This is a genomic window from Corynebacterium simulans, from assembly GCF_001586215.1.
Classification (GTDB): Bacteria; Actinomycetota; Actinomycetes; order Mycobacteriales; family Mycobacteriaceae; genus Corynebacterium; species Corynebacterium simulans.
This window is the reverse complement of the sequence record NZ_CP014634.1, coordinates 2,343,338-2,365,855: the sequence shown is the minus strand read 5'-3', so window position 1 is coordinate 2,365,855 and position 22,518 is coordinate 2,343,338. Positions and strand designations below refer to the sequence as shown.

Here is a 22,518-nt window from a genome sequence, read left to right as displayed (position 1 = left end):
TATTCGTGAGCTAGCTCTGGTTGAGCTTTTCTGCAACGAGCCACAGGCGTTGGGCATTCGAAGCTTTGACAAGGACGACATCTTTGGCGTCCCTATTTGGCCAATCGTCCACGCCTACTGGCGCGGTACGCAGAAGGCCGTCAACAATTTTTGCGGCGTCATCAACATCGGCACAGATACTAGTATTTATACCCTTTGCTTGTGCCGCTTCCGCCATCGCCCGCGTGTTGACGCTAGTGCCCACGGCCACCAGATGGTCAACGTGGTACTTCGCCAGCTCACTGCCCAACTGGCGGTGCGAGTCCAGTGCGTCCTCGCCGAGCTCTCCCATCTCGCCGAGCACGGCGATGGAACGGGCGTCGGGACGCGCCGCCGCGGTATAAGCCAGCGCGGCGATGGCCGCACGCATCGAGTCTGGGTTTGCATTGTAGGAGTCATCGATGAGCGTGACACCATCACGACGGTTGCGCACGTCCATGCGGTGCTCCGACGCGATGCGGTGGCCAGACAGGGCATTGGCTACCAGCTCGGCGCTAAGCCCCAGCTCGATGGCAGCTGCAGCGGCGGCCAAGGCGTTGGAGACCTGATGCACGCCGAAGACCTGCAGTTTCACCGGCAGCGGCTGCGCGTCTGGGGTATGCATCATGAACGAGGCACGAGCGACGTCGTCAAGCTGGACCTGCGTAGCGTAGTACTGTGCATTGGAGCCTTGCTTATCCACGGCCGAGTAGTAGACCACCTTCGCATCCGTGCGCGGCGCCATGCCGGCGACGAAAGGATCGTCCGCGTTGAGCACAGCGACACCGCCGTCTTTTGCGCTCGGCAGGGCCTCGACGAGTTCGCCTTTGGCTTGGGCAATGTTCTCGCGGGAGCCGAACTCGCCCAAGTGGGCGGAGCCGACGTTCAAGACCACACCGACCTTCGGTGCGGTGATGTTAGTGAGGTGGCGAATGTGGCCGATACCGCGGGCGGACATCTCAGCCACCAAGTATTCGGTGTGTTCGTCGCAACGCAGAGCGGTATAGGGCAGGCCGACCTCGTTGTTAAAAGAGCCCGGAGGCGCGACGGTCTCCCCCGCTGCGCGGAAGATAGTGGCGATGAGATCCTTGGTGGAGGTCTTGCCGGCTGAGCCGGTCACGCCCACGATGTTGAGGGCGGAATTGGTAGCTAGGCGCTGCGTGACCGCGCGTGCCAGTGCGGACAAAGCCTCGATGACTGCGGCGGCTGAGCCGTCTTCATCGTTGGCATAAATGTCAGCGTTAGCGCCGTCGCCTTCGACCTTGCCCTTCGGCTCAACGACGATAGCCGACACGCCAACAGGACGTGCCGCCAGCACAGCAACTGCCCCGGATGCGACTGCTTTTTCTGCAAAATCGTGGCCGTCTACACGGGCACCCGGCAGTGCGAGAAAAAGCCCGCCCGGGGTGACTTTGCGGGAATCGAATTCGACGAATCCTGTCACCTGCGCGGAAGGATCTTCCACGCAATCGAGGCGACCGCCAGTGATGTCAGCGATTTCTTGAAGGGTCAATGCAATCATGCTTGTTCCTTTTCCACAGTGTCACCGTACCGCGCATTTTCCTGTGGCGCGTTGCCGGCTAGCTTTTCGTCGAGAGCGCGTGCGAGCTCCTCACGGTCGTCGAAGTGAACAGTCTCATCGCCGATGATTTGGCCGACTTCGTGCCCCTTGCCTACGACGATGACGGCGTCGCCAGGCATGGCCCAGCGGACTGCTTCGTCGATGGCGGCGGCGCGCGAGCCGACCTCGCGGATATCAGTGGAAGCTGAAGCCTTGCGTGCGCCCTCGATGACGGATGCGCGGATGGTGGCTGGGTCCTCGCTGCGCGGATTATCGTCAGTGACCACGACGAGGTCCGCGCGCTCTGCGGCGGCAGCACCCATCAGTGGGCGCTTGGAGGAGTCGCGGTCGCCTCCGGCGCCGACAACCACCGCGAGGCGCCCATCGGTTCCCTCGAGCTGGCCACGCAGAGTATCGAGAACGGCGGCGACTGCGGCCGGCTTATGGGCATAGTCAACCACGGCGACGAATTCCTGGCCGCGGTCGATACGCTCCATGCGGCCTGGAACGGCCACGCGCTCGATGCCGGCCAGGAACTGCTCGACGTCAACGCCAACGGCGGCCGCCATGCCCGTGGCCAGCGCAGCGTTGGCAATATTAAATTTTCCTGGCATCGGCAGCTCGAAGGAATGCTGCTGGCCAGCGAAGTTCATATCCACATGCTGCTCGCCAGTGACCTCGGTGCCGGTCTGGGTCGCGGTGACCAGAGTTGCATCAACGGCGTCGGCCAGTTGCTGTGCCTGCTCTGCTGCGGTGGTGGCAACCACGGTGCGCGGCTTACCGGCGGCGCGCTCCAGCATGCGCTTGCCCCACTCATCGTCGACGCAGATAACGGCGGAGGCGGCCGATTGCGGGCCGTCGAAAAGCGCGGCCTTGGCCTCGAAGTAATCCTCCATCGTCGGGTGGAAGTCAAGGTGATCTTGGCTGAGGTTGCTGAAACCGCCGACCTTGAAGTGTGTGCCCCGCACGCGGCCCAGCTCGAGAGCGTGGGAGGAAACCTCCATGACCACGTGGGTAACCCCCTCCGCGAGCATGCGTGCGAACAGCTCCTGCAGCGTCGGTGCTTCCGGGGTAGTCAACTTGGTGGGAACCGGCTTGCGGTTGATACGAGTGCCGGTGGTGCCGATGAGACCGACCTTGTAGCCAGCGTGGAGCAAGCCCGCCTCAAGCAGGTAGCTGGTGGTCGTCTTGCCGGAGGTGCCGGTGACCGCAATGACGGTCAGCGACTTCGTCGGGTGCTCATAGATTTCTGCGGCGATGAGCCCCAGCACGGCGCGGATGTCTTCGACCACGATGGTGGGGCGGCGCTCCCCTGCTTCCTGCAAGTGCTGCAGGCCGGTTTCGTCGGTGAGGATCGCCGCTGCTTCGGTGCCGCCGGCGAACTGGGCGCCATGCACGCGGGTTCCGGGCAACGCTGCAAAGAGGCCGCCCGCAGCAATCGCCTTGGAGTCGAGACTGCAGGAGGAAACAGTGACGGTCTCGTCACCGATAACGCGCCCGCCGCCGATAGTAGCGAGGCTTTCTAGGTCTACGCTCATTGCTTTCTCCCTTATTTGTAGTGCGAAGGTTTGTGGTGCGAAGGTGTGGTATTCGTTGAAGTTTTATTGAGCGCGCAGGGTCAGCTCCGGCGCGGGCTTGGACGGTGGAATGTTGTCGCGGTTGAGCAGCCAGCTGGCGATGTCCTTGAACACCGGCGCGGCAGACTGGCCGCCGGAACCGTTGTCGTTGACGCCCGACTGCGGTTCGTCGAGCATGATGGCGACGACGAAACGAGGGTCGTCGGCAGGCGCGATGCCCGCGAAAGTGATCCAGTACGCGGAGTTGGAGTAGGCGCCGGTCTTCTCATCGACCTTCTGGGCGGTGCCCGTCTTACCGGAAAGCTGATAGCCCTCGATGTTATTGTCGCCCGCAGTGCCGTTCTGGACGCCATTTGGATCCTTCTGGAACACGGCGCGGAACATATCGACGGTGGTCTTCGCGGTTTCCTCGCTGACCACGCGGGTCTTGCGCGGCTCGTCGAGTTTTTCCTTTTCGCCGCCTGGACCGGTGATGGAGGAAATAATGCGCGGTTCGATGCGCTCGCCGCCGTTGGCAAGCGCCTGGTAGACGCTGGCCATTTGCAGGGTGGTCCAGGACTGGCCCTGGCCGATGGGCAGGTTGGCGAAGGTGCCGCCGGACCACTGTTCCTGAGCCGGTACGAGGCCTGCGGATTCATTTGGCAGTTCAATGCCGGTGGTCTCGCCAAGGCCGAAGGTCTCGAGATACTTGGCGTAGCGCTCCTGGCCCAGCTTCTGGGCGAGCATCAGGGTACCGACGTTGGAAGACTTACCGAAGATACCCGTGGTGGTGTACGGCTCGACGCCGTGCTGCCACGCGTCGTTGACGGTCACACCGGACATGTCGATGGAGCCCGGGACTTGGTGGACCTCGTCCGGAGTGGTGACGCCTTCCTGCAATGCGGCAGCGGCGGTGATCACCTTGGCAACGGAACCTGGCTCATAAGGGTGGGACACGCTGCGGTTGTCGAAGGCCTTGTCTTCTTTGAGCTGTTTTTCAATGTCCTTGTTTGGGTCGATGGTGCCCGTGTTAGCCATGGCAAGAACCTCGCCGGTAGCGACGTCGAGAACGACTGCCTGGGCGTTCTTCGCCTTGGAGTTCACGCGGGCCTTTTCGAGCTTTTGCTGGACGAATGTCTGCAGGTCTAGGTCGAGGGTCAAGGTGACGTTCTTGCCATCGGTAGCTGGAACCTGATCGCGCAGGGTGCCCGGGATGGCTTGGCCACCGGTGGAAACGTCCTCGGTGGAGCTGCCGTCGATACCGGTCAGTGTGGAATCGCCGGAGGCCTCGAAACCGAACTGGCCTTGGCCATCCATGGAAACCTTACCGATGACGTTTTCGGCGATTGCCCCGTTAGGGTACTGGCGGATCTGCTGCTCGTCGGCAGCCAAGCCGTGGTACTCTTCGGCGATCTTTACGGCAACGTCAGGATCGACGTTGCGGACCAAGACCTCGTACTGCGTATCAGCGTGGAGCTTATCGAGGATGTGCTTGGAATTAACGTCGCCAGTGCTAAGGCCCGCAGCCTTGATCTTGTCTGGGATGCCCTCAGCCATCTCCTTCAGGCGGGACTCAACCTTGTCATCTAAGAACTTGTTGCGGGAGGCTTCGTCCATGCTGTCGAAAGAATCCTCGCCAGTTGCCTCAATCTCTTCCTGCTCCCGCAGCTCTTCGCGCAAGCGGGTCGGGGAAACGGTCAGCGAGCGGGACTTCATGGTGTAGGCAAGGCGCTGGCCGTTGCGGTCAACAATCTCGCCGCGGCGGGCGGAGTCGATGTAGACACGGGAACGCTGTGCCACCGCCTTCGCGGCAAGATCCGGGCCCCACACGAGCTGTACCCAGGCTAGGCGCCCGCCCAGGATAACGAGGACGACCATCAGCGCAGAAACGACGGTTTTAACGCGCTTGCTAAGGATTTCCTTCTGCGGCAAGAACTTGAAGCGGCCGGGTGCCGCAGGACCGCGGGTTTGCTTATCACGGCTGGCGGCAGTGACGCGCTCACTCGGACGCAGCGCATTGGCACGCGGCATGGCAGAGCCAGTGTTGGCTCCTCGATGGGTGCGGTTAGTGGGACGGCCCTGACGGTAGCCTTCGTTGCGTCCCAGGCGGCTTTGGTTATTGCGATCCGCAGGGGTGCCCCTGCCGGCGCGCCCCTGGTCCCTCCGGGAACCGCCATGGCGGTCACCTGAATTGGGTCGAGTCACAAAGTCACCTTTTCCTTTTGCCGATTATCTTTTTACAGCTCATCGCGCTGCAGACAGTTTTGAATCAAGATTTTGCCCTATAAATGCGAAGTGCTCGCGCAGGCACGCGCGAGCACATCCGAAGAAACCACATTCACAGCTAGTTGACATACGGCGCTTGCGCCGGAATGTTTGGCAATTCCACCTGCGCGCCCGGTGCCGGTGCTGGTGCGTCCTCACCAGCTGGCTGGCGGTCCGTGCGCTGACGGCCTTGCGGCACCTCGTTCAAGCTGCCAGAAACATCCTTGGTTGCATCCGGGTCACTGGAAGCCTGGTCCGGTCGAACCGGTGCGCCGTTGACGTCAACAATCGCTTCGGTTGCCGGATCCGCTGGACGCTTCTCCTGCGGGTTACCTTCTGGGTCAACCTCAACGATGCCCGGCTGCGTCGGAACGCCCATCTTGGCCTCGTTGGCACGGCGCGCGACGTCGGATGCCGAACGCACGTTTTCGAGGTCGCGGTTCAAAGTCTCCAGCTGGTTATCCAGCTCAGACTCCTGGACAGTGAGATCCTTGACCACGAAGGTCTGCGCGGTGGAGATACCGGACAGCCACATGGAGACGACCACGCCGAAAATCAGCAAACCGATTGCGATGAAAGATAGCCGGGTAAACAGCGAGTTCTTCTTGGTGGTTTGCTGCGGAAGCCGGCGGCCGCGGAAAGACACGACCTGCTTCGAACCCAAGCGGTTGCCGCGGCGCGTCGGCACTTGCGTGCGATGCGGAGCGCGGCGCGGAGTATATTGTGGGACCGCACGGCGGCCTGGCTCGAGAAGAGTCGTGGCGGCTCCGGTATCAGTTCCGGTAGTAAAGTCGCGGCTCGCCCCCATGGTGCGGGTCCTTCCTAGTGCTGGGTTCTGAAAAGTCTGTGCGGAGTAGTTACGTTCAGGGATACGTTCGTTGAGACTCATGACGTGCCTCCCGGTGGGTGCAGCGAAGGCTCGCCCTCAAGACGCTCGATAGCACGGACGCGAACCGAAGCAGCGCGGGAGTTTTCCTCGATCTCTTCGGCACTCGCCTTTTCCGCACCGCGGGTGACGGTCTTGAACTTCGGAGCGGTACCCGGCAGATCCATTGGCAAACCGGCGGGAGTTTTCGACTTCGTCAGCTCGGCAAAAGCCTGTTTGACGATGCGATCTTCCAACGACTGATAGCTCATGAACACCGCACGCCCGCCAACGGTGAGCGCGTCAGTGATGACAGGAATAACCTGCTCGATTGCCTCCAACTCGCGGTTAACCTCCACGCGCAGCGCCTGGAAAGTGCGCTTTGCAGGGTGCCCGCCAGTGCGGCGGGTGGCAGCCGGGATGGTGGCATAAAGCAGTTCAACGAGGCGCTCAGAGTTGCTAAAGGGCTCCTTCTCGCGCTCCTTGAGGACGGCGGAGGCAATCTTTCCGGCGAAGCGTTCGTCGCCGTAGGTCTTCAAGATGCGCGCCAAATCGCCGTGGCTATAAGTATTGAGGATGTCCGCAGCGGTAATCCCATGCGAAGGGTCCATGCGCATATCCAAAGGCGCGTCGGTCTTATAAGCAAAACCGCGCTCGACTTGGTCAAGCTGCATCGAGGAAACGCCCAAATCGAAGAGCGCTCCGGCGATTCCGTGCTCACGCGCGACGTCGAAAATCGTGCCCTCTGCGCGCTCGATTTCTGCACACACATCATCAAAGCGGGCATTGACGCCGACGAAGCGATCTCCGAAGGGCGCAAGGCGTTCGGTGGCTGCTGCCAAGGAGGCACCATCGCGATCGACACCAATTACGCGGACATTGGGGAACTTGTTCAAGAAGTACTCGGTGTGCCCGCCGGCCCCCAAGGTGCCGTCGATAAGCACTGCGTTATCGCCCGCAACAGAAGGTTCTAGCAGCTGTGCCATGCGCTCACGCATAACCGGCACGTGGCCGTGATTATCCGCTACGTCGTAATTTACTGCCGAGTTATTGTCCTGAGCCGTCATCGCTGCTAGTCACCCCCACTTTTGAAAAATTGTCTTACTGTGCAAAAAGAGTGCGTATAGGGCCCTGTCCGAGGCAGGTTTCTGATATCGGGGAAGTACACCAGAGCATCCACCTCGGGCAGAGTCCGTACACGCACTCATCGCTAGCTGCATATCTAAAGCAAGCCAGCGAGTACGTCATCGGCGTCTGCCGCCGAGTAAGCATCTTCAGTTTGCGCCTGGTACTCAGCCCATGCGGCTGCGTCCCAGATTTCGAGGAAGTCCACCGAACCGACAACCACGCACTCCTTCTTGAGGCTTGCGTACTCGCGGTGGGCTGCTGAAAGCGTGATCCGCCCATGCCCGTCTGGCCTTTGCTCATCCGCACTTGCTGCCAAGTTACGGATAAACGCACGCGCATCTGGGTTCGTACGAGATACCGCCGCCGCTTTTCGCGCTCGCGCCGCAAACTCCTCACGCGGGTACACCGCTAAGGAATGGTCCTGACCTTTGGTGACCATGAGGCCACCCGCCAGCTCTTCACGGAACTTCGCTGGAAGCGTTAGCCGCCCTTTGTCATCGAGCTTGGGAGTGTAGGTACCGAGAAACATCCCGGGTCCACCTTCCTGTTACTCGAAACTCCGGATTCCTCTGTGCAGCCCCTCGCGCCGGCAGATGTTCAACACACATCCACAGACCCTCGGTTCCACACTGCGCCCCACTCTACCCCACTTTCCCCCACTTCTGTCACCTTCGGCTGCGTGTTTAAAAGCTTTCCGACAAATCAGCCAAGGTAGAAGACCATTTTGATGGTGGGAAGAATTCCCCAGCCACCCCCTTGACAACACCCTGCAAACACCTCAACTACCCCACCAATCACACCAACATATTGCGCCCCACCGCCACCTTAAACCCCGCATGTTGCGATTAGTGCAGTCCCCACGCAGCCCGCGATGCACGTTTACGACTACCCCAATTGCAGCCGCCTGCCCGGGTACCGACGTTTGGCGGCCCGTCTTTATATCCGTTTCGACAAATACCCAGGGCTGGAAACCCAGAGTTCATGGTCGGTTTTCAGTCACCCCATAGAGCGCTAACCCACGAACAGGAGGTCTGGTTTTCCAGGGCTGGTAATCCTCTTGAACAACCCACAGCCGCCTCGCACACCGCCGGGATACGCACCGCCGCCCAACGCACGCAAAAGGCCGCACTCACCCCGCAGTGGGACAAAGTGGGGAATGTGGGTCGAAGTGGGCGGAATGGGTAAAAGTGGGAGATAAAGCTCAGAGAAAACTAAAAGCCCGCATCCAGAAGGATGCGGGCCCTAGCGCCAAAAAGCGGGTAGCTTATTCGAAACGGCGGCGGAAGTTCTCCTCAAGGCGGGAGCTCACGCCTTGACGGTTGCCAGCCGGGCGGCGCGGCGCGCTATAGCTAACAGCCTCTTTACGGCCGCGCAGCATCCACACGCCAGCACCGAACATCACGAGGAAGCCCAGCACAGACAAGGCCACAAACCACAGTGACTGCTGCGCCAAAGCTACGCCGCCAACCATCAGCAAAAGGCCAACAACGATGAGGGCAACCCCGCGCAGGGTGATGGCGCCGCCGTTACCAAAGCCGGAGTCACCCGTAACGGAGGAACCAAACTTGGGATCATCCTGCATCAAGGATCGTTCAATTTCACGCAGTGCCTGCTGCTCGTGCTCGGAAAGCGACACTTTTCCTCCAATTGATCTCAATGGGCATCGGGCCAAAAATCCACGCTGCAATGCAACTACGCGCCACCGCGCAGGCTTTGGATTACACCATGATTCGTGAACTACTAACTATCTAACGCCCAGAGTAATCAGTAAGTTCCCGCAAGCACAGTCTGCCCCCACCACTATTGGGCAACGTCACACCCGGAGTAAATAGCTGGCCCCGAAACCACGCAGCTAGGCAGCAAGAGAACCGAAGACAATCCCCTCTTCAACCTCTGCCAAAAATTCCGCAGCCAAGGCCATTAGCTTTACAACGACTTCTTCATCCGGCGCATCATCCAGCCCGGAGGCCACACGAGAACGAAGGCGGGAATATCCATGGAAACGCTCCGCCCAATCCTTCTCGGAAGCGCCCACCATGGCCAGCTGCTCCCACGCACTCGAGGGCAAACGGCGCCGCTTTGACACTGCGGAATCTGCGATACGCGCACCGGCAGTGCGCAGACCCGCCTGGTATGCAAACTCGAGAGCTTGGTCCCAACGCTCAGTGGCAGCCATGGCGCGGGCCTGCGACAGAAGGTCTCCGGCTTGCGTTAGAAAACGGTCACGCTTGAACGCGCCTGCGGCAGCGCGCGACCCCCTGAACTGCGCTGTTGCAGAAATAACCTGTGCCATGATGCTCCTCCTTTGCTGTTGTTGACCATAAATCTAGAGCGTGCACTGGACATCTACTTCCAGATTAGTTCAAATGTTCGAATAAGGCAATGGTTTTCGCACTACAGACAATCATTTTCGAACATGCCCTCCCCTTATCGGGGCGTCGCCAAGCAGGGCAGGAACTTTTGCCGGAATTCCTTGTCGAACTCTGCCAAGATCTGCTGATATTAAAGACGTGAGTTTTCGTATTCGTCGCTTGAGCCCGCACGAGTTCGCCATGCTGGCGCCCCCCTTGGTCGATATTTACATCGCCGCCATGGGATATAGCCCCACCATGCGTGCAAATCGAATCAAGGCATGGAAAGCAGACATCATGCGGCCAGGTTTTACGGCGGTGATCGCGGAAGATGAGTACGGAATCGGCGGCGTCGCTTATGGCTTCATTGGTTCGCCCGACACCTGGTGGGACCGGCAGCTGCGGAGGGGATTCGCCGAAGCCGGCGGGGCCACTCAGGCGCAGCTGCAGATTCTCCACAACTACTTTGAGCTCGCCGAGATTCATGTCGCGCCGAACCTGCAAGGCCATGGGCTGGGATTGGCGCTAATAAAGGAGCTGGCGTGGAACGCTCCTGCCAGTTACCTTTTGCTGTCGACACCGGAGGTCCCCGACGAGGCCAACGCGGCATTTGGGCTCTACCGTAAGGTGGGATTCTTCGATGTGCTGCGCGGGTTGGAATACCCCGCTGATTCCCGTGCCTTTGCAATTCTCGCGGCACGCCTGCCGCTTTCCACCACGTAACAGGGAATGTCCGGTTCAACAGGTAACGTGTGGGGAGTGAAAGACAACAGCATTCCTTCCCTAGAGCAGTTCCCGGATACCGCCCGCGAAAAGCTCCTAGAGTTTTTAGACCAGCGCCGCCCCGAGGTCGCCGAAATCGGCGGCCCCGTCGTTGGCGCCACGTCTTACCTGGAAAACTTTGTCCTCGACGGCGGCAAGCGTATCCGCCCCACCTACGCGTGGGCGGGTTTCTTGGGCGCACGCGGCTTGGACGGCGAAGAAGATCCGCAAGCCATGGCCACCGCCGCATCGTCGCTGGAATTCATTCAGGCCTGCGCGCTTATCCACGATGACATCATCGATTCCTCTGATACCCGCCGCGGCAACCCCACGGTGCATCGCGCCGTCGCAGCGCAGCATCGTGCACAGAACTTCCACGGTGACGCAGACTTCTTTGGTCAGTCGGTTGCCATCCTCGTCGGTGACCTCGCACTGGCTTGGGCCGAAGACATGCTGCAAGGTTCAGGTCTAAGCAGCGCGGCTTTGCAGCGTGCGCGCGGCCCATGGGCGGGCATGCGCACCGAAGTCATCGGCGGCCAGCTGCTCGATATCTCGCTAGAGGCAGCGGGCTCTGAGGACCCCGCTTTGGCCAATTCCGTGAACCGTTATAAGACGGCCGCCTATACCATCGAGCGCCCGCTGCATTTGGGCGCCGCGGTGGCAGGTGCTGACGCCGCGCTTATCAGCGCTTTCCGTGGCTACGGCCGCGACATCGGCATCGCCTTCCAGCTGCGCGATGACCAGCTAGGCGTCTTTGGAGACCCAGCAATCACCGGCAAGCCCGCCGGTGATGATCTGCGCGAAGGCAAGCGCACCGTGCTGCTCTCGCTGGCTTTGCAGCGCGCTGATGAAAAGGACCCAGCATCCGCGAAGGTGCTGCGCTCGCTCATTGGCAACACGGAAGACCCAGCCGAAATCGCGCAGATGGCTCAAATCATCGCTGACTCCGGCGCCCCGCAAATGCTGGAGGAGCAGATTTCGGCACTAACCGAGTCCGGCTTGGGCCACTTGCGCAAGGCCCATGTTGATCCTGCAGTCACTGAGACCCTCGAGGCATTGGCTATTAAGTCCACTGCCCGTCGAATGTAGGCACTATGACCGCACCTGAGAAAGGTCACAAGATTTATACCGTGCGCCTGCCCAATGCGCTGCCAGTGGGAATCATCGCCAGCATCATCTTGGCCTTTGCCTCGTTTTCGGGCGGCGCCACGCGCAATCGCGGCGGTTTCCTCGAAGCGCTAAACGTCGGTTTCTTGGCTTATGGCCATGGCCGCAACGTGGGCATGGTGCTCTACTGGGTCGGCTTGTTTGGCCTCGTTGCAGCCTGGATTTTGGCAGGCCGTCAGGTCATTAATCCGCAGCTGAAGAACCCTCAGCCCAACGGTGGCCTACGCTCTATCCGCATTATGTTGAGCGCTTGGATTGCGCCTTTGCTCTTCGCCGCTCCCCTGGCCTCGCGCGATGTCTATTCCTATTTGATGCAGGGCGCCATGGTACGCGATGGCTTCGATCCTTATACGGAAGGCGCGGCGGTCAATCCAGGCCCGTTCCTGCTAGAGGTCTCCCATGACTGGCGCAACACCACTACCCCATATGGCCCGCTGCACTTGTGGATGGCCGAGGCAGTCACGCGCGTAGTCGGGGACAATGTAGCCGCCGGCATCATCATCTACAAGGCGATTTCCGTGCTTGGCTTTGCGGTCATCGCGTGGGCGATTGTGCAACTCACCCGCGCCCTTGACGGCGATCCTGCCCTCGCGCTGTGGCTCGGCGTGGCCAACCCGGTTGTGGTTCTGCACTTGGTAGCTGGCATGCACAACGAGTCCGTGATGGTGGCTTTGGTGTCCCTGGGGCTGCTGGCCGCGGTGCAGAAACGATTCCACATTGGCTTGCTGCTCATCGGCGTCGCGGTGGCGCTTAAAGCCACAGCTATCTTCGCAGCCCCCTTCGTGGTGTGGATGATGGTGCTGCACTATGCGCCGGGCTCGGCCTCGCGCGGGCGCCGGCTTGGCGCTTTTGTGCTCTCCGGCATCGTGGCTTTAGCTGAGGTAGGCCTTGCGGTGGCTGCAATTACCTGGGCTTCGGGCAGCTCTTGGGGCTGGCTTTCGCAGATCAGCGGCAACTCTAAGGTGGTCAATCCCCTAGCTGGCCCTACCTTTGCGGCGGATGTCATGATTCCGTTGATTCAGATCTTCAGCCCGGATACCACCTACAACGGCGTGCTGAACGTACTGCGCACGATTTCGATGGCTTTGATGCTCATCGGCTTGGTGGCCATGTGGTGGCTGGGCCGCGGCAGCTTGCGCCGTGCCATCGCTGGCACTGCGGGCGCCTACCAGGTGGCGTTCCTCTTCAATTCGGTGACGCTGCCTTGGTACTACGCCTCGGTGCTGACGCTGATGGGCACCTTCCGCCCACCGCTGTTGCTGCTAAAGATAACCACCGGCGTCTCGCTGTTTATCGGCGTCGCTTTCTCCGGCGATGGCAACCACCAGCTCTATAACTGGTGGTGGGATATCGCCATGGTTGTTGCCGCGTGGGCTTTAACGCAGTGGATCTTCGCTGGTGTCAGCCCCAAGATCGGCGATGGGCTGCGAAAGAACGCAGCCCAAGAACCCATAAAAGCAGAGTCTGCACCAAAAGCTACTGCTTAGAAAGCAGAAGCCTGCGCGCGGCGGATAACTTCGCGCGCCAGGTGGCCGTGCAAGGCGTCGATTGGGCGGCCCGGGAGAGTTTCATCTTCGGTGAAAAGATGGATGAAGATCTCCTGGTCACTAAAACCGCCGTCGCTAAGCACGGTGATAACGCCTGAAACATACTTGGAGATAACGCCCTTCTGATTAAAGAAGGCAGCTGGCACCAAGCGGGTACCTTCTGCGTCGCGCCACGCGATGAACTTGCGGGCGCCCAGCAGATCAAACACGCGGGTAATCTGCAGGTCGAGCTTGTCCGCCACCTCTTGCAGCGTCAACAGCTCCTCGTGAGGTTACCCTCGTTTAGTGGACACCCTATTTGTACGGATCTTGTGTCCGTAAGAGAGGATGTTCATTGTGAGTCAACAGCGCAAGAAGTACACGCCGGAGTACCGGCGTGAAGCCGCGAACCTGGTAATCGAGTCAGAGCGACCGATCGCTCATGTGGCTAAGGAAATCGGTGTTTCCGCCGGGCTTTTGGGCCGGTGGGTCAAACTCGAACGTGAACGCCGAGGATCCTCCGATGGGATGAGCGAGGCTGACCTCCGAGCTGAGAATGCTCGTCTGCGCCGGGAGCTGGCAGAAGCCAAGATGGATAACGAGTTTTTGTCAAAAGCGACAGCCTTCTTCGCCGCGAAGCAACGCGAGCAGAAAAGTTCGAACTAATGCAGCAGGAGAAGGCGAACTACAGCATCAAGCGCATGGCACGACTATTAAAAGTATCTCGGTCTGGATACTACAAATGGGCCCATGCGCAGCAGAAACGACTATCCGGCGAAGATGATCGGGCAGCATTTTACGATGATGTTGACCGAAAGATTCATCAGATTTGGAAAGACTCCGATGAGGTTTATGGTGCTCCGCGGATCACCGCAGAGCTTGCCGAGCGCTACCAGATCACCTTGAATCGCAAGACTGTGGCTAAACGGATGCGCATGATGGGCATTGAAGGGATTTCACCGCGTGCCTTTGTCCCGGTGACAACGATTCAAGCCAAGCGTAAGTCAACTCTTCCTGACCTGGTCAAGCGCATGTTTGATACTGGTCAGCTCAACCGAGTGTGGATGTCAGATATTACCTACCTGCGCACCGGTGAGGGCTGGTTGTACTTGTGCGCGGTCCGCGATGGTCATTCCCGCAGGGTACTGGGCTGGGCTATGGATAGCGTTCAAGACACACACCTGGTTGAACGGGCCCTGCGGATGGCGCATACGCTACGCGGTGATGTTCCTGATGGGCTGGTGTTTCACGCTGACCGCGGAACGCAATTTACCAGTGAGAAGCTCTGGGAGGTCTGCCGCAACCTGGGCATTGCCCAGTCTGTGGGGCGTACTGGTGTGTGCTTCGATAACGCGATGGCTGAGTCGTTCTGGTCGACGCTAAAGACTGAATTCTATGACCGGCAGCGCTGGGCGACCCGTGATGCTGCACGCAAGGCCGTTGCCTACTGGATTGAAGTCGTCTACAACCGCCGACGCCGGCACTCTGCACTCGGGATGGTCAGCCCCGTCGACTTCGAAAACCACATTGGTCTAACCACCAGTAGAAAAGAAATAGCTGCCTAACCACTAGGTAGCTCCACTACGTGTCCACGATTTGCGGGCAACCCCACTCGCCTTCCAGGAGGGCAGCGATTTCTTCGTTCTTGGCCTGTTCGGAATTCATCTGTGGATTAGTCACAGACACAACCTTAGCCGGATACCACATCGCTGCGTCTATCAGCCATACTGGATTACATGACAAGGCTGGAAGTAGGCGACATTCTCGAGGACCGCTATCGCGTCGATCGGCCGATCGCGCGGGGCGGCATGTCCACGGTTTATCGCTGCGTCGACATGCGTTTAGGCCGTGCGGTGGCGGCGAAGGTGATGCATGAGCACTATCAAGACGATCCGGCTTTTGTGAAGCGATTCGAGCGCGAGGCCCGCGCGATGGCGCAGCTGCAGCATCCAAATCTCGTGGGAGTGCATGACTTCTCTTCCGATGGCGTGCCGATTTTTCTCATCATGGAACTTATCACCGGCGGCACCTTGCGCGAGCTGCTCGCCGAGCGCGGCCCCATGCCGGCACACGCCGCGGCGGCGGTCATGCGCCCGATGCTCATGGGCTTGGATGAAGTCCATCGCGCGGCTTTGGTCCATCGCGATATCAAGCCAGACAACGTGCTGATTACCGCACAGAGCCGCGTGAAGGTGGGGGATTTTGGTCTAGTGCGGTCGGCCGCAGCGGAGCGGGGCTCGAGCCAAATCATCGGTACGGTGTCGTATCTTTCGCCAGAGCAGGTCACCGGTGAGCCGATTACGGCGGCCTCCGATGTTTATTCCGCCGGCATCGTCCTCTTCGAGCTTCTGACAGGCAGCGTTCCTTTCCGTGGTGCTACCCCATTGGAGCACGCGCAGGCACGCCTGCAGGCAGATGTGCCGGCGCCTTCGTCCCGCATTGCGGGAGTGCCAAAGCTTTTCGACGCCCTCGTCGCCACCGCCACGGCGCGGGAGAAATCCGAGCGCTTTGCCGACGCGGGCGAGTTCTTAGACGCGCTTGACGACGTCACACGGGAGCTCGCACTCCCCGACTTCACTGTCCCTGTCCCCCGCAACGCTGCCGCCGCCCGCACTGCCGAGCAGCCCACGGATTTCTCCGGTACGGGAGCTACCCACGTCTTCGATGCCACCACGGCGTTGGAAAGCCCGGCGCCCCAGCCGCGGCCTGCCGAAGAAGAACCGACAACCGAATACGTTCCGCAGCAGCCGCAGCGCGCACCTCTTAGCTTCGAAACGCGCGCCGATACGCCAGCCGCCCCGCGGCCGGCGGCTTATCCATCGCAAACACGCATCGATCCCTACGCCGGGCAGGTGCCCCCGACTCCACAAACTCCACCGGCTCCAATGCCGCAGCAGGCGCCGGCTCCTGCCCCGCAACAGCACAATCAGCTCTCCCGCATCGCAGAGGAGGAACCAGAAGAGCGCCGGGAAACTAACCGCAGTGTCTTCTCACTGCTGCTTTTCCTGGCGCTCGTGGCACTAGCTACCGCCGCCGTGGCGATCGGCGGCTGGTGGTTTGGCTCAGGCAACTACGGCTTCTTGCCGCAGTTCCTGGCCTAAGTAGCGGTCTTTGCCGCTAGTTGCGCAGCATCTCCGCTATGAGGAAGGACAACTCCAGGGACTGCTGGGTGTTAAGACGCGGGTCCACTGCGGACTCGTAACGACCCGGCAGGTCCAGGTCGGTGATGTCCTCAGCGCCGCCCAAGCACTCGGTGACGTCCTCGCCGGTGAACTCAAGGTGCACGCCGCCTGGGTGGGTGCCCAGCTCGCGGTGGACCTCGAAGAAGCCTTGGACCTCGTCGACGATCTTGTCGAAGTGACGGGTCTTGTAACCATTCGACGCCGTGAAGGTGTTGCCATGCATTGGATCGCACTGCCAGACTACCTTGTGCCCGGAGTCTTCTACTGCCTTGACCACTGCTGGCAAGACGGTACGCACCTTGTCGTGGCCCATGCGGGTGATCATGGTCAGGCGTCCTGGTTCGCGGTTCGGGTCGAGCTTTTCTGCGTACTCCACCGCCTGCTCCGGGGTAACTCCAGGGCCAAGCTTGATGCCCACGGGGTTGCCGATGAGCGCGGCGAAGTTGACGTGGAAGTCCTCGAGGCCGCGGGTACGCTCACCAATCCACAGCTGGTGGGCGGAAAGATCGTAAAGCTTGGTCTCGCCGTTGGTATCCACGCCAAGGCGCAGCATGGAACGCTCGTAGTCCTTCAACAGGGCCTCGTGGGAGCAGTAGATCTCAGCAGAACGTAGGGTCTCGTCAGAAACGCCGCAGGCGTTCATGAAAGCCAAGCCGTTTTCGATTTCATCGGCCAGCGCCTGGTAGCGCGCACCAGCCGAGGAGTTGGCCACGAATTCGCGGTTCCACTCGTGCAGGCGGTACAGGTCGGCGGTGCCAGAGGAAGTCAACGAACGCACCAGGTTCATGGCAGCTGAAGAATTAGCGTAGGCGCGAATCATGCGGGCTGGGTCGTGACGCCGGGCCTCTTCGGTGGGTTCAACCCCGTTGACGATGTCGCCGCGGTAGTTGAGCAAACCTTTTGAGTCCATGTCCGCCGAACGCGGCTTCGCGTACTGACCGGCGATGCGACCCAACTTCACAACCGGGGTCGAAGCGCCATAGGTGAGCACCACTGCCATCTGCAGCAAGGTTTTCACGTTGCCGCGGATGTGCGGCTCGGTATTGGATTCAAAGGTCTCAGCGCAGTCGCCGCCTTGCAGCAGAAATGCCTTGCCGAGCGCGACGTCGGCAAGCTTGCGCTTAAGCTCCTCAATCTCCGGCGCCACGACAATGGGCGGCACGGATTCCAGAATCTTGCGCACGTTATCTGCCTGCGCGCGATCCCAGCTCGGCTGCTGCTTGGCATTGCGTGCGATGGCATCCCGGAATCGCTCCTCGATGCCGGCAGGCAAAGGTGGAAGATCCGGAAGTGCTTCTTTAGGAATATCTACTGTCCAACTCACATGGCTATTTAACCATTAGCCTCCTGTCGCAGGATAGTTTGGTACTAGATAGTTACTTGGTTGGCCCTTGTCAGGGGTAGTGCCTCCATGCAGGCGCGGAACTTGGTTAGGTTATGGCGGGCGTCGACAAGCGCGTCGTGATTGCCCTGCGGCACCGGCGGCAGCTTCGGGCAGCCGGCGAATTCCCAGTACTGCTTGAGCTCGCGGGTATAGCGCGGGATGCGCTTGGGCAAGCCCGCCATATCGCCCCACAACTGGGCCAAAACCACGTGGTCATAGGCCCCCACCCAAGCCCAGAGCTCGACCGGAGTGGAATGCTTGGTGAGAAACTCTATGAGCTCCTCGCGAATGCGATCGCGCGACTTCCAAACGGGATCGCTCGGGGAAGGCAGCTTATCGAGAACGTTCTCGCGCACCCACGCGTTGGCATGCGCGGGGTTGAAGTCGGTAGATACCGCATAAAATTCGCTGCCATCTTCGCCGACGATACCAATGGAGACCAGCTCGATGGTCTTTCCATTCTCAATAAACTCGGTGTCATAGAAGTAGCGCACGGGGCCTAATCTTACTTGGCTTCCCTCTCTCAGCATGCCTTGGGGTCTGGGGTGCAAGAGGCGGTGCTTGGCGACGCCGCCCGACCCCCGCTCCCACGCATACACCTGCTAGTCGCGGCGGCGTGCGCTGCAGCAGTGAGCCCTCTCGCGGCGGTGGGCCTTTGGGTCTTGCCGCGGAGTGTTTTCCGGATGATAATCCTGCTGTGCAGGCACGTCGATGAGATGCGAGATATCTGGCGGTTTGAGCAGCCAGCCTACAATCGGCACACGCCCCAGCGCCCATAGCGCCAGAGAGGCAATGGCTGCAAAGACGAAGCAGGCGATCAACCAGAACCAGGTGTTATCCAGCAAGTGCTCGCCGTGCAGAGTGACCTCATGTGGGAACCAAGCCATGAAGAAGCCATAGCCCACTGTAAGGCCGATGGGATGCGCCAAGTAGATGGGCAGCGTGTGCGAGCCAATAAAGCGCAATCCCTTGGACAGAACCGGGACATAAGAGACCCAAATCGCAAGCACAATGCCCAGCGGGACCTCCAAGGCCTGTTCCACGAAGCGGACCAAGATGTGCACCTCGTTAGAGGTCAGGTACTCCGCACCGGGCAGCGGCCACGGAATGAAGACCTCCTCGGGATAAGAATCCCAAGCACGGCGGAAAAAGGAGCCGCAGAGGTAAGCCACAATGGTTCCGCCGTAGAAGAAGACGGTGGAAAGGCCAAAGTGTCCCTTGAAAGGTGCCTCGATTTCGGAGGCGAAGCGGGTAATCCAATCCCGGAAGAAAGCCGCGGCTACGAACATCGGCAGGAACATCATCGCCTTGGCAATGAAGGTAAAGTGCGCCTGCCACGCCATGAACAACAGCGGCGTAAAGCTTAAAAGCACGGCCAGCCAGCCGGGCAGCTTGCGTACGCACCACAAGAAGATGTTGAAGAAGATCAGAGAATGGATAAACCAGGCCATCGTATGGCCAAAGACCATGTTGAACAGCATCTCGTTGCGGTCAAAGATGTCGCTTTCGAAGACCCAGTGCAATTCGAGGCGTTTTACCTGCAATTCCACGGCCATCCACACCACATAGGGCACGATGAAATACCACAGGCGGCGCGCGAAAAGCTGCGGGAAGGTGAAGTTAAAAACCTTCGTAGAAAAGTAGCCGCTGACGAGGAAGAAGAGGGGCAAACGCAGCGGGTCTAGCCAGAGGTTGAGGGCCGCAAGTCGGGTCTCGCTGGATTCGGGAACAGTGAGCGTGACGTGCAAAAGAACAACGCCAAGGATGGAAATACCCTTGGCGATGTCAGGCCACGCTAATCGAGCCTTAGGGGAACTCACCGCCTAGTGCGCCTCGTATTTTGGTTCCGCACCTGCAGGATAGCCCTTGCCTGCTTGCAGGGAGGCTTTGACCTCAGAGGCATAGACATCAACATATGGCTGGCCGGAAAGCTCGGCCAATTCCTGCATAATGTAATCGGTGAAAGCACGAATGGTGTCATGCTCATTCGGGTCCAAACCGCGTTCCGCTGCCCACTCATGCGGATCGATCGGCTCGGCAACGCGCATGCCGACTTTGGTCGGACGCGGCACCCAGCTGCCGATCGGATTGGCCTTGCGGGTACCGATCATGGCGATCGGGATGACCTTCTTCCCAGTGGTCATGGCGATGCGCCCCATACCAGTACGACCTTTGTAGATGCGGCCATCAGGAGAACGGGTGCCCTCCGGGTAGATGCCAAACAGGTCTCCCCTATTCAAAATCTGCTGTGCGGATTCCAGCATGGCATCGCTGGCGTTGTCACTGTCGCGCTCGACGGGGACCTGGCCGACCGAGCTGAAGAACCACGCTTGCGCGCGGCCCACCAGGCCCGGAGTGGTGAAATACTCGCTCTTGGCCAAGAAGGTGATCTGACGCGGGCACATCAGCGGGAAGAAGAAAGAGTCCATCACCGCTTGGTGCGTGGAGACAAGAATCGCTGGACCTGCAGCGGGAATATTATCCATGCCTTCAGTCCACGGGCGGTTCCACAACCGCAAGGCAGGACCGAAAAAGATGTTCTTAAATGCCCAGTACCACTTGTTTCGCATCGCGTTGTCCCTGTCGTTTAATTAACCTACGGCAAGCCCATTGCGGGCTAGGTCAGCTACGCCAATCATACCCGCCGCTGAGCCCAGATCTGCGGTGGCCACGCGGGCCAGCGGGCGATGCCCCGCCCCTACTATCTGGCGCGCCATGTTCTCGCGCGCGGTTTCTAGGTAGAGATCCGCATCATTGGCGACGCCGCCGCCAATCACGATCAGCTCGGGATCCAAGACGTCTGCCACGATGGAAAGGCCCTGGCCCAGCCAGGTTCCGAAGTGCTCCATGACGGCTAGGCCGAGAGGATCGCCGGCGCGTGCGGCGGTGGTGATTTCTACTCCCTCGGCACCTACTGGCAGCGTGGTGGAATAGCTTGGGCGCAGCTCCTCACAGGTATCGGGCAATGCGGTACCGGAGGCATAGCGTTCTAGGCAGCCGCGCTTGCCGCAGGAGCACTCGCGTCCACCCGGGACCACGGTAAGGTGGCCGAATTCTGGGGCCGTGCCGAACGCGCCGCGGTAAATCTTGTCCTCGGTCATCAAGGTTGCGCCAATGCCGGTGCCGACAGAGAAGAACACCCAGTCCTTGGCGCCGCGACCGGCACCGAAGCGCCACTCTCCCCACGCTGCGGAGTTAGCGTCATGCTCGAGGCGTACGGGTAGACCGAGCCGCTTGCTCAAAATTTCGCGCACCGGCGCATCGCGCCACGGCAAGTGCGGGGCAAAGCGCACGGTTTCGCACTGGGGATCCAAAAAGCCGGCGAGTGCCAAGCCGACTGCGGAGATCTCATTCTTCTCACGCAGGGTGTCTACGGCCTGGACGATGTCATCTTCTAGCTGGCGGGCGTTATCTGCGGTTGGCACGCTCACCGAATCAACAATGTCGCCCTCCGCGCTGATGGTCGCCGCGCGTAGGTTGGTGCCGCCGATGTCGAATCCAATGGTGAATTCGGAGTCCGCGGCAGGTTGAGCGTGTTCAAGCATGCACAACAGGATATACCCCCGCCGGGGTATTGGTCACATTCTGCATGTTCGAGCGGAATCGATAAAGAAATTAATCTCTGTCACTAAGCCAAGATTTCACGCAGGCGCCCACCCATAATTTCCCACGTCCATGCCGTCTCCACGTGGTTGCGGCCAGCCTGGCCCATGCGGCGGGCGCGAGGAGCATCGCCTAGCAAGGCGCACAATGCCTCCTCCAATTCGGCAACACTTGAACCGCGCACCACGATGCCGGTGTCATCCGTGACGGTCTCCGGTGCGCCGCCGGAGTCACCGGCAATGACGGGCACGCCGCAGGCCTGGGCCTCAAGGTAGACGATGCCCAGGCCCTCGACGTCGAGGCCTCCCCCACGGGTACGCGCGGGCATGGCAAAGACATCAGCGGCGTGCAGGGCCATCTGCAGCTCCGTAGTGTCTTTGGCCTCGCGGATGCTGACGTCGGGGGCATAGATTTCGGCGAGCCGCTCTAGAGCTTTCCGGTAGCGGCCGCGACCAATGATGAGCAGTTGTGCATTGGGAAATTGCGCGCGAACCTTCGGAAGGGCTCGCAGCAGCTGGTCTTGCCCCTTGCGCGGGACCAAGCGGGAAATACACGTGATGACGGGACCATCTGACAAACCGAAGTGCGCACGCGCAGCCTGCTTTTTCTGCTCATCGGCCGGCTGAAAATCCTCCAGGCTCACCGCAGAGGGAAGATGCACCCACTCCGGCCCAGGGCCAAAGGGCGCTTGCAAGCGACGCAGCGTGTAGTCGGAGATATACGTAATAACATCAGCGTGATCTCCGATGCGCCGCAGCGCCTGACGGGCAACCGGAAGCATGGACCACCCCACCTCGTGGCCGTGAGTAGTGGCCACAACCTTGGTCGCGCCGGCTTCCTTGGCAGCCTTGCCCATCAATGCAAGAGGGGCTGCCGCACCGAACCAAACGGTGTCGATGTCATAGGCCTTGATAAGCCGCTGCATCTCGCGCACGGTTGCCGGAGTAGGCAGCATGATGCGCCGCGGCCAACGGATGACCTGGTAGGGCTGGGCGGCGTCGTAAAGCGCGGCGGCTTCAGCATCCTGCGTCGAGGCAAAGACGACAACCTCGGAAGGATCCAGGGTGGAGACGAAGTCCCGTAGATATGACTGAATCCCGCCAATCGTGGGCGGGAAGTCATTGCTAACCAGTAGTGTGCGCGCCATGCG

20 protein-coding genes are annotated in these 22,518 nt (G+C 60.2%); 5 read left to right on the top strand and 15 right to left on the bottom strand.

All coding sequences use genetic code 11. The features are described from left to right. Positions 1 to 10: 10 nt before the first annotated feature. From WM42_RS11055 to WM42_RS11020, 8 genes are all read right to left on the bottom strand, one after another. Positions 11 to 1,540, bottom strand: a complete 1,530-nt coding sequence (locus tag WM42_RS11055) for a UDP-N-acetylmuramoyl-tripeptide--D-alanyl-D-alanine ligase (RefSeq protein ID WP_062038219.1) — start codon at positions 1,538 to 1,540, stop codon at positions 11 to 13. Then, positions 1,537 to 3,117, bottom strand: a complete 1,581-nt coding sequence (locus WM42_RS11050) for a UDP-N-acetylmuramoyl-L-alanyl-D-glutamate--2,6-diaminopimelate ligase (protein ID WP_062038216.1) — start codon at positions 3,115 to 3,117, stop codon at positions 1,537 to 1,539. Before WM42_RS11050 ends, WM42_RS11055 begins: the two co-directional genes overlap by 4 nt. Before the next feature lie 63 nt (positions 3,118 to 3,180). Further along, the gene (locus WM42_RS11045; RefSeq protein WP_062039437.1) at positions 3,181 to 5,013 is read right to left on the bottom strand and encodes a peptidoglycan D,D-transpeptidase FtsI family protein; all 1,833 of its coding nucleotides are present in this window, start codon (positions 5,011 to 5,013) and stop codon (positions 3,181 to 3,183) included. 466 nt (positions 5,014 to 5,479) lie between these two features. Continuing rightward, on the bottom strand, positions 5,480 to 6,289 hold the full coding sequence (ftsL, locus tag WM42_RS13480) for a cell division protein FtsL (protein ID WP_235591263.1): 810 nt from the start codon (positions 6,287 to 6,289) through the stop codon (positions 5,480 to 5,482). After that, positions 6,286 to 7,332, bottom strand: a complete 1,047-nt coding sequence (rsmH, locus tag WM42_RS11035; RefSeq protein WP_062038212.1) for a 16S rRNA (cytosine(1402)-N(4))-methyltransferase RsmH — start codon at positions 7,330 to 7,332, stop codon at positions 6,286 to 6,288. The genes ftsL and rsmH overlap by 4 nt, the downstream gene beginning before the upstream one ends. Positions 7,333 to 7,487: 155 nt before the next feature. Beyond that, positions 7,488 to 7,922 carry a division/cell wall cluster transcriptional repressor MraZ gene (gene mraZ / locus WM42_RS11030; RefSeq protein WP_061923504.1) on the bottom strand — a complete coding sequence of 145 codons (435 nt, stop codon included), beginning with the start codon at positions 7,920 to 7,922 and terminating at the stop codon, positions 7,488 to 7,490. A gap of 735 nt (positions 7,923 to 8,657) precedes the next feature. Beyond that, positions 8,658 to 9,029, bottom strand: coding sequence for a DUF3040 domain-containing protein (locus tag WM42_RS11025; protein WP_061923507.1), 372 nt, complete (start codon positions 9,027 to 9,029; stop codon positions 8,658 to 8,660). Between the two features lie 216 nt (positions 9,030 to 9,245). Beyond that, positions 9,246 to 9,686 (bottom strand): SAV_6107 family HEPN domain-containing protein, encoded by a 441-nt coding sequence (locus WM42_RS11020; protein ID WP_061923512.1) that lies wholly within the window; start codon positions 9,684 to 9,686, stop codon positions 9,246 to 9,248. 217 nt (positions 9,687 to 9,903) lie between these two features. Between WM42_RS11020 and WM42_RS11015 the strand changes: the two genes are divergently transcribed. From WM42_RS11015 to WM42_RS11005, 3 genes are read left to right on the top strand one after another with little or no spacing between them, the layout of a single operon-like run. Beyond that, positions 9,904 to 10,467: a GNAT family N-acetyltransferase gene (locus tag WM42_RS11015; protein ID WP_062038209.1), complete on the top strand. Its 564-nt coding sequence runs from the start codon at positions 9,904 to 9,906 to the stop codon at positions 10,465 to 10,467. 36 nt (positions 10,468 to 10,503) lie between these two features. After that, positions 10,504 to 11,595, top strand: coding sequence for a polyprenyl synthetase family protein (locus WM42_RS11010; RefSeq protein ID WP_235591262.1), 1,092 nt, complete (start codon positions 10,504 to 10,506; stop codon positions 11,593 to 11,595). Positions 11,596 to 11,600: 5 nt separating this feature from the next. Next, positions 11,601 to 13,160, top strand: a complete 1,560-nt coding sequence (locus tag WM42_RS11005; protein ID WP_062038203.1) for an alpha-(1->6)-mannopyranosyltransferase A — start codon at positions 11,601 to 11,603, stop codon at positions 13,158 to 13,160. Here WM42_RS11005 and WM42_RS11000 read toward each other — a convergent pair. After that, positions 13,157 to 13,480, bottom strand: a complete 324-nt coding sequence (locus WM42_RS11000; protein WP_062038200.1) for an Rv2175c family DNA-binding protein — start codon at positions 13,478 to 13,480, stop codon at positions 13,157 to 13,159. The two genes, WM42_RS11005 and WM42_RS11000, sit on opposite strands and share 4 nt — an antisense overlap. A 67-nt stretch (positions 13,481 to 13,547) precedes the next feature. On the opposite strand from WM42_RS11000, the gene WM42_RS10990 reads away from it, so the two are divergent. Together WM42_RS10990 and WM42_RS10985 are read left to right on the top strand one after the other, a co-directional pair. After that, positions 13,548 to 14,764 (top strand): IS3 family transposase gene (locus tag WM42_RS10990; protein ID WP_115021451.1). Its coding sequence is split into 2 segments (ribosomal slippage): positions 13,548 to 13,809 and positions 13,809 to 14,764, totalling 1,218 coding nucleotides; the frame shifts between segments, so codons are not numbered across the junction. Positions 14,765 to 14,935: 171 nt separating this feature from the next. Continuing rightward, positions 14,936 to 16,300, top strand: a complete 1,365-nt coding sequence (locus WM42_RS10985) for a protein kinase domain-containing protein (RefSeq protein WP_062038197.1) — start codon at positions 14,936 to 14,938, stop codon at positions 16,298 to 16,300. 16 nt (positions 16,301 to 16,316) lie between these two features. On the opposite strand, the gene WM42_RS10980 is transcribed toward WM42_RS10985, so the two are convergent. The 6 genes from WM42_RS10980 to WM42_RS10955 all read right to left on the bottom strand — a co-directional run bounded on the left by WM42_RS10980 (position 16,317) and on the right by WM42_RS10955 (position 22,515). Then, on the bottom strand, positions 16,317 to 17,705 hold the full coding sequence (locus WM42_RS10980; protein WP_061923528.1) for a class II 3-deoxy-7-phosphoheptulonate synthase: 1,389 nt from the start codon (positions 17,703 to 17,705) through the stop codon (positions 16,317 to 16,319). A 44-nt stretch (positions 17,706 to 17,749) separates the two neighbouring features. Then, complete coding sequence (locus WM42_RS10975; protein ID WP_062038194.1) at positions 17,750 to 18,259, bottom strand: polyadenylate-specific 3'-exoribonuclease AS; 510 nt, start codon at positions 18,257 to 18,259, stop codon at positions 17,750 to 17,752. Between the two features lie 108 nt (positions 18,260 to 18,367). Then, positions 18,368 to 19,585, bottom strand: a complete 1,218-nt coding sequence (locus WM42_RS10970; protein ID WP_082787693.1) for an acyltransferase family protein — start codon at positions 19,583 to 19,585, stop codon at positions 18,368 to 18,370. Between the two features lie 3 nt (positions 19,586 to 19,588). Next, the gene (locus WM42_RS10965) at positions 19,589 to 20,335 is read right to left on the bottom strand and encodes a lysophospholipid acyltransferase family protein (protein ID WP_062038191.1); all 747 of its coding nucleotides are present in this window, start codon (positions 20,333 to 20,335) and stop codon (positions 19,589 to 19,591) included. 21 nt (positions 20,336 to 20,356) lie between these two features. Then, positions 20,357 to 21,310 (bottom strand): ROK family protein, encoded by a 954-nt coding sequence (locus tag WM42_RS10960; RefSeq protein WP_062038188.1) that lies wholly within the window; start codon positions 21,308 to 21,310, stop codon positions 20,357 to 20,359. 83 nt (positions 21,311 to 21,393) lie between these two features. Further along, a complete protein-coding gene (locus WM42_RS10955) occupies positions 21,394 to 22,515 on the bottom strand; it encodes a glycosyltransferase family 4 protein (RefSeq protein WP_062038185.1) in 1,122 nt (373 codons plus the stop codon). Positions 22,516 to 22,518: the final 3 nt, after the last annotated feature.

Coding starts and splice junctions, on each gene's coding strand:
- WM42_RS10960 (WP_062038188.1), bottom strand. CDS start 21,310: ATGCTTGAACACGCTCAACCTGCCGCGGACTCCGAATTCACCATTGGA.
- WM42_RS11045 (WP_062039437.1), bottom strand. CDS start 5,013: ATGGTCGTCCTCGTTATCCTGGGCGGGCGCCTAGCCTGGGTACAGCTC.
- ftsL (WP_235591263.1), bottom strand. CDS start 6,289: ATGAGTCTCAACGAACGTATCCCTGAACGTAACTACTCCGCACAGACT.
- WM42_RS10955 (WP_062038185.1), bottom strand. CDS start 22,515: ATGGCGCGCACACTACTGGTTAGCAATGACTTCCCGCCCACGATTGGC.
- mraZ (WP_061923504.1), bottom strand. CDS start 7,922: ATGTTTCTCGGTACCTACACTCCCAAGCTCGATGACAAAGGGCGGCTA.
- WM42_RS10965 (WP_062038191.1), bottom strand. CDS start 20,335: ATGCGAAACAAGTGGTACTGGGCATTTAAGAACATCTTTTTCGGTCCT.
- WM42_RS11050 (WP_062038216.1), bottom strand. CDS start 3,117: ATGAGCGTAGACCTAGAAAGCCTCGCTACTATCGGCGGCGGGCGCGTT.
- WM42_RS10985 (WP_062038197.1), top strand. CDS start 14,936: ATGACAAGGCTGGAAGTAGGCGACATTCTCGAGGACCGCTATCGCGTC.
- WM42_RS11020 (WP_061923512.1), bottom strand. CDS start 9,686: ATGGCACAGGTTATTTCTGCAACAGCGCAGTTCAGGGGGTCGCGCGCT.
- WM42_RS11055 (WP_062038219.1), bottom strand. CDS start 1,540: ATGATTGCATTGACCCTTCAAGAAATCGCTGACATCACTGGCGGTCGC.
- WM42_RS11005 (WP_062038203.1), top strand. CDS start 11,601: ATGACCGCACCTGAGAAAGGTCACAAGATTTATACCGTGCGCCTGCCC.
- rsmH (WP_062038212.1), bottom strand. CDS start 7,332: ATGACGGCTCAGGACAATAACTCGGCAGTAAATTACGACGTAGCGGAT.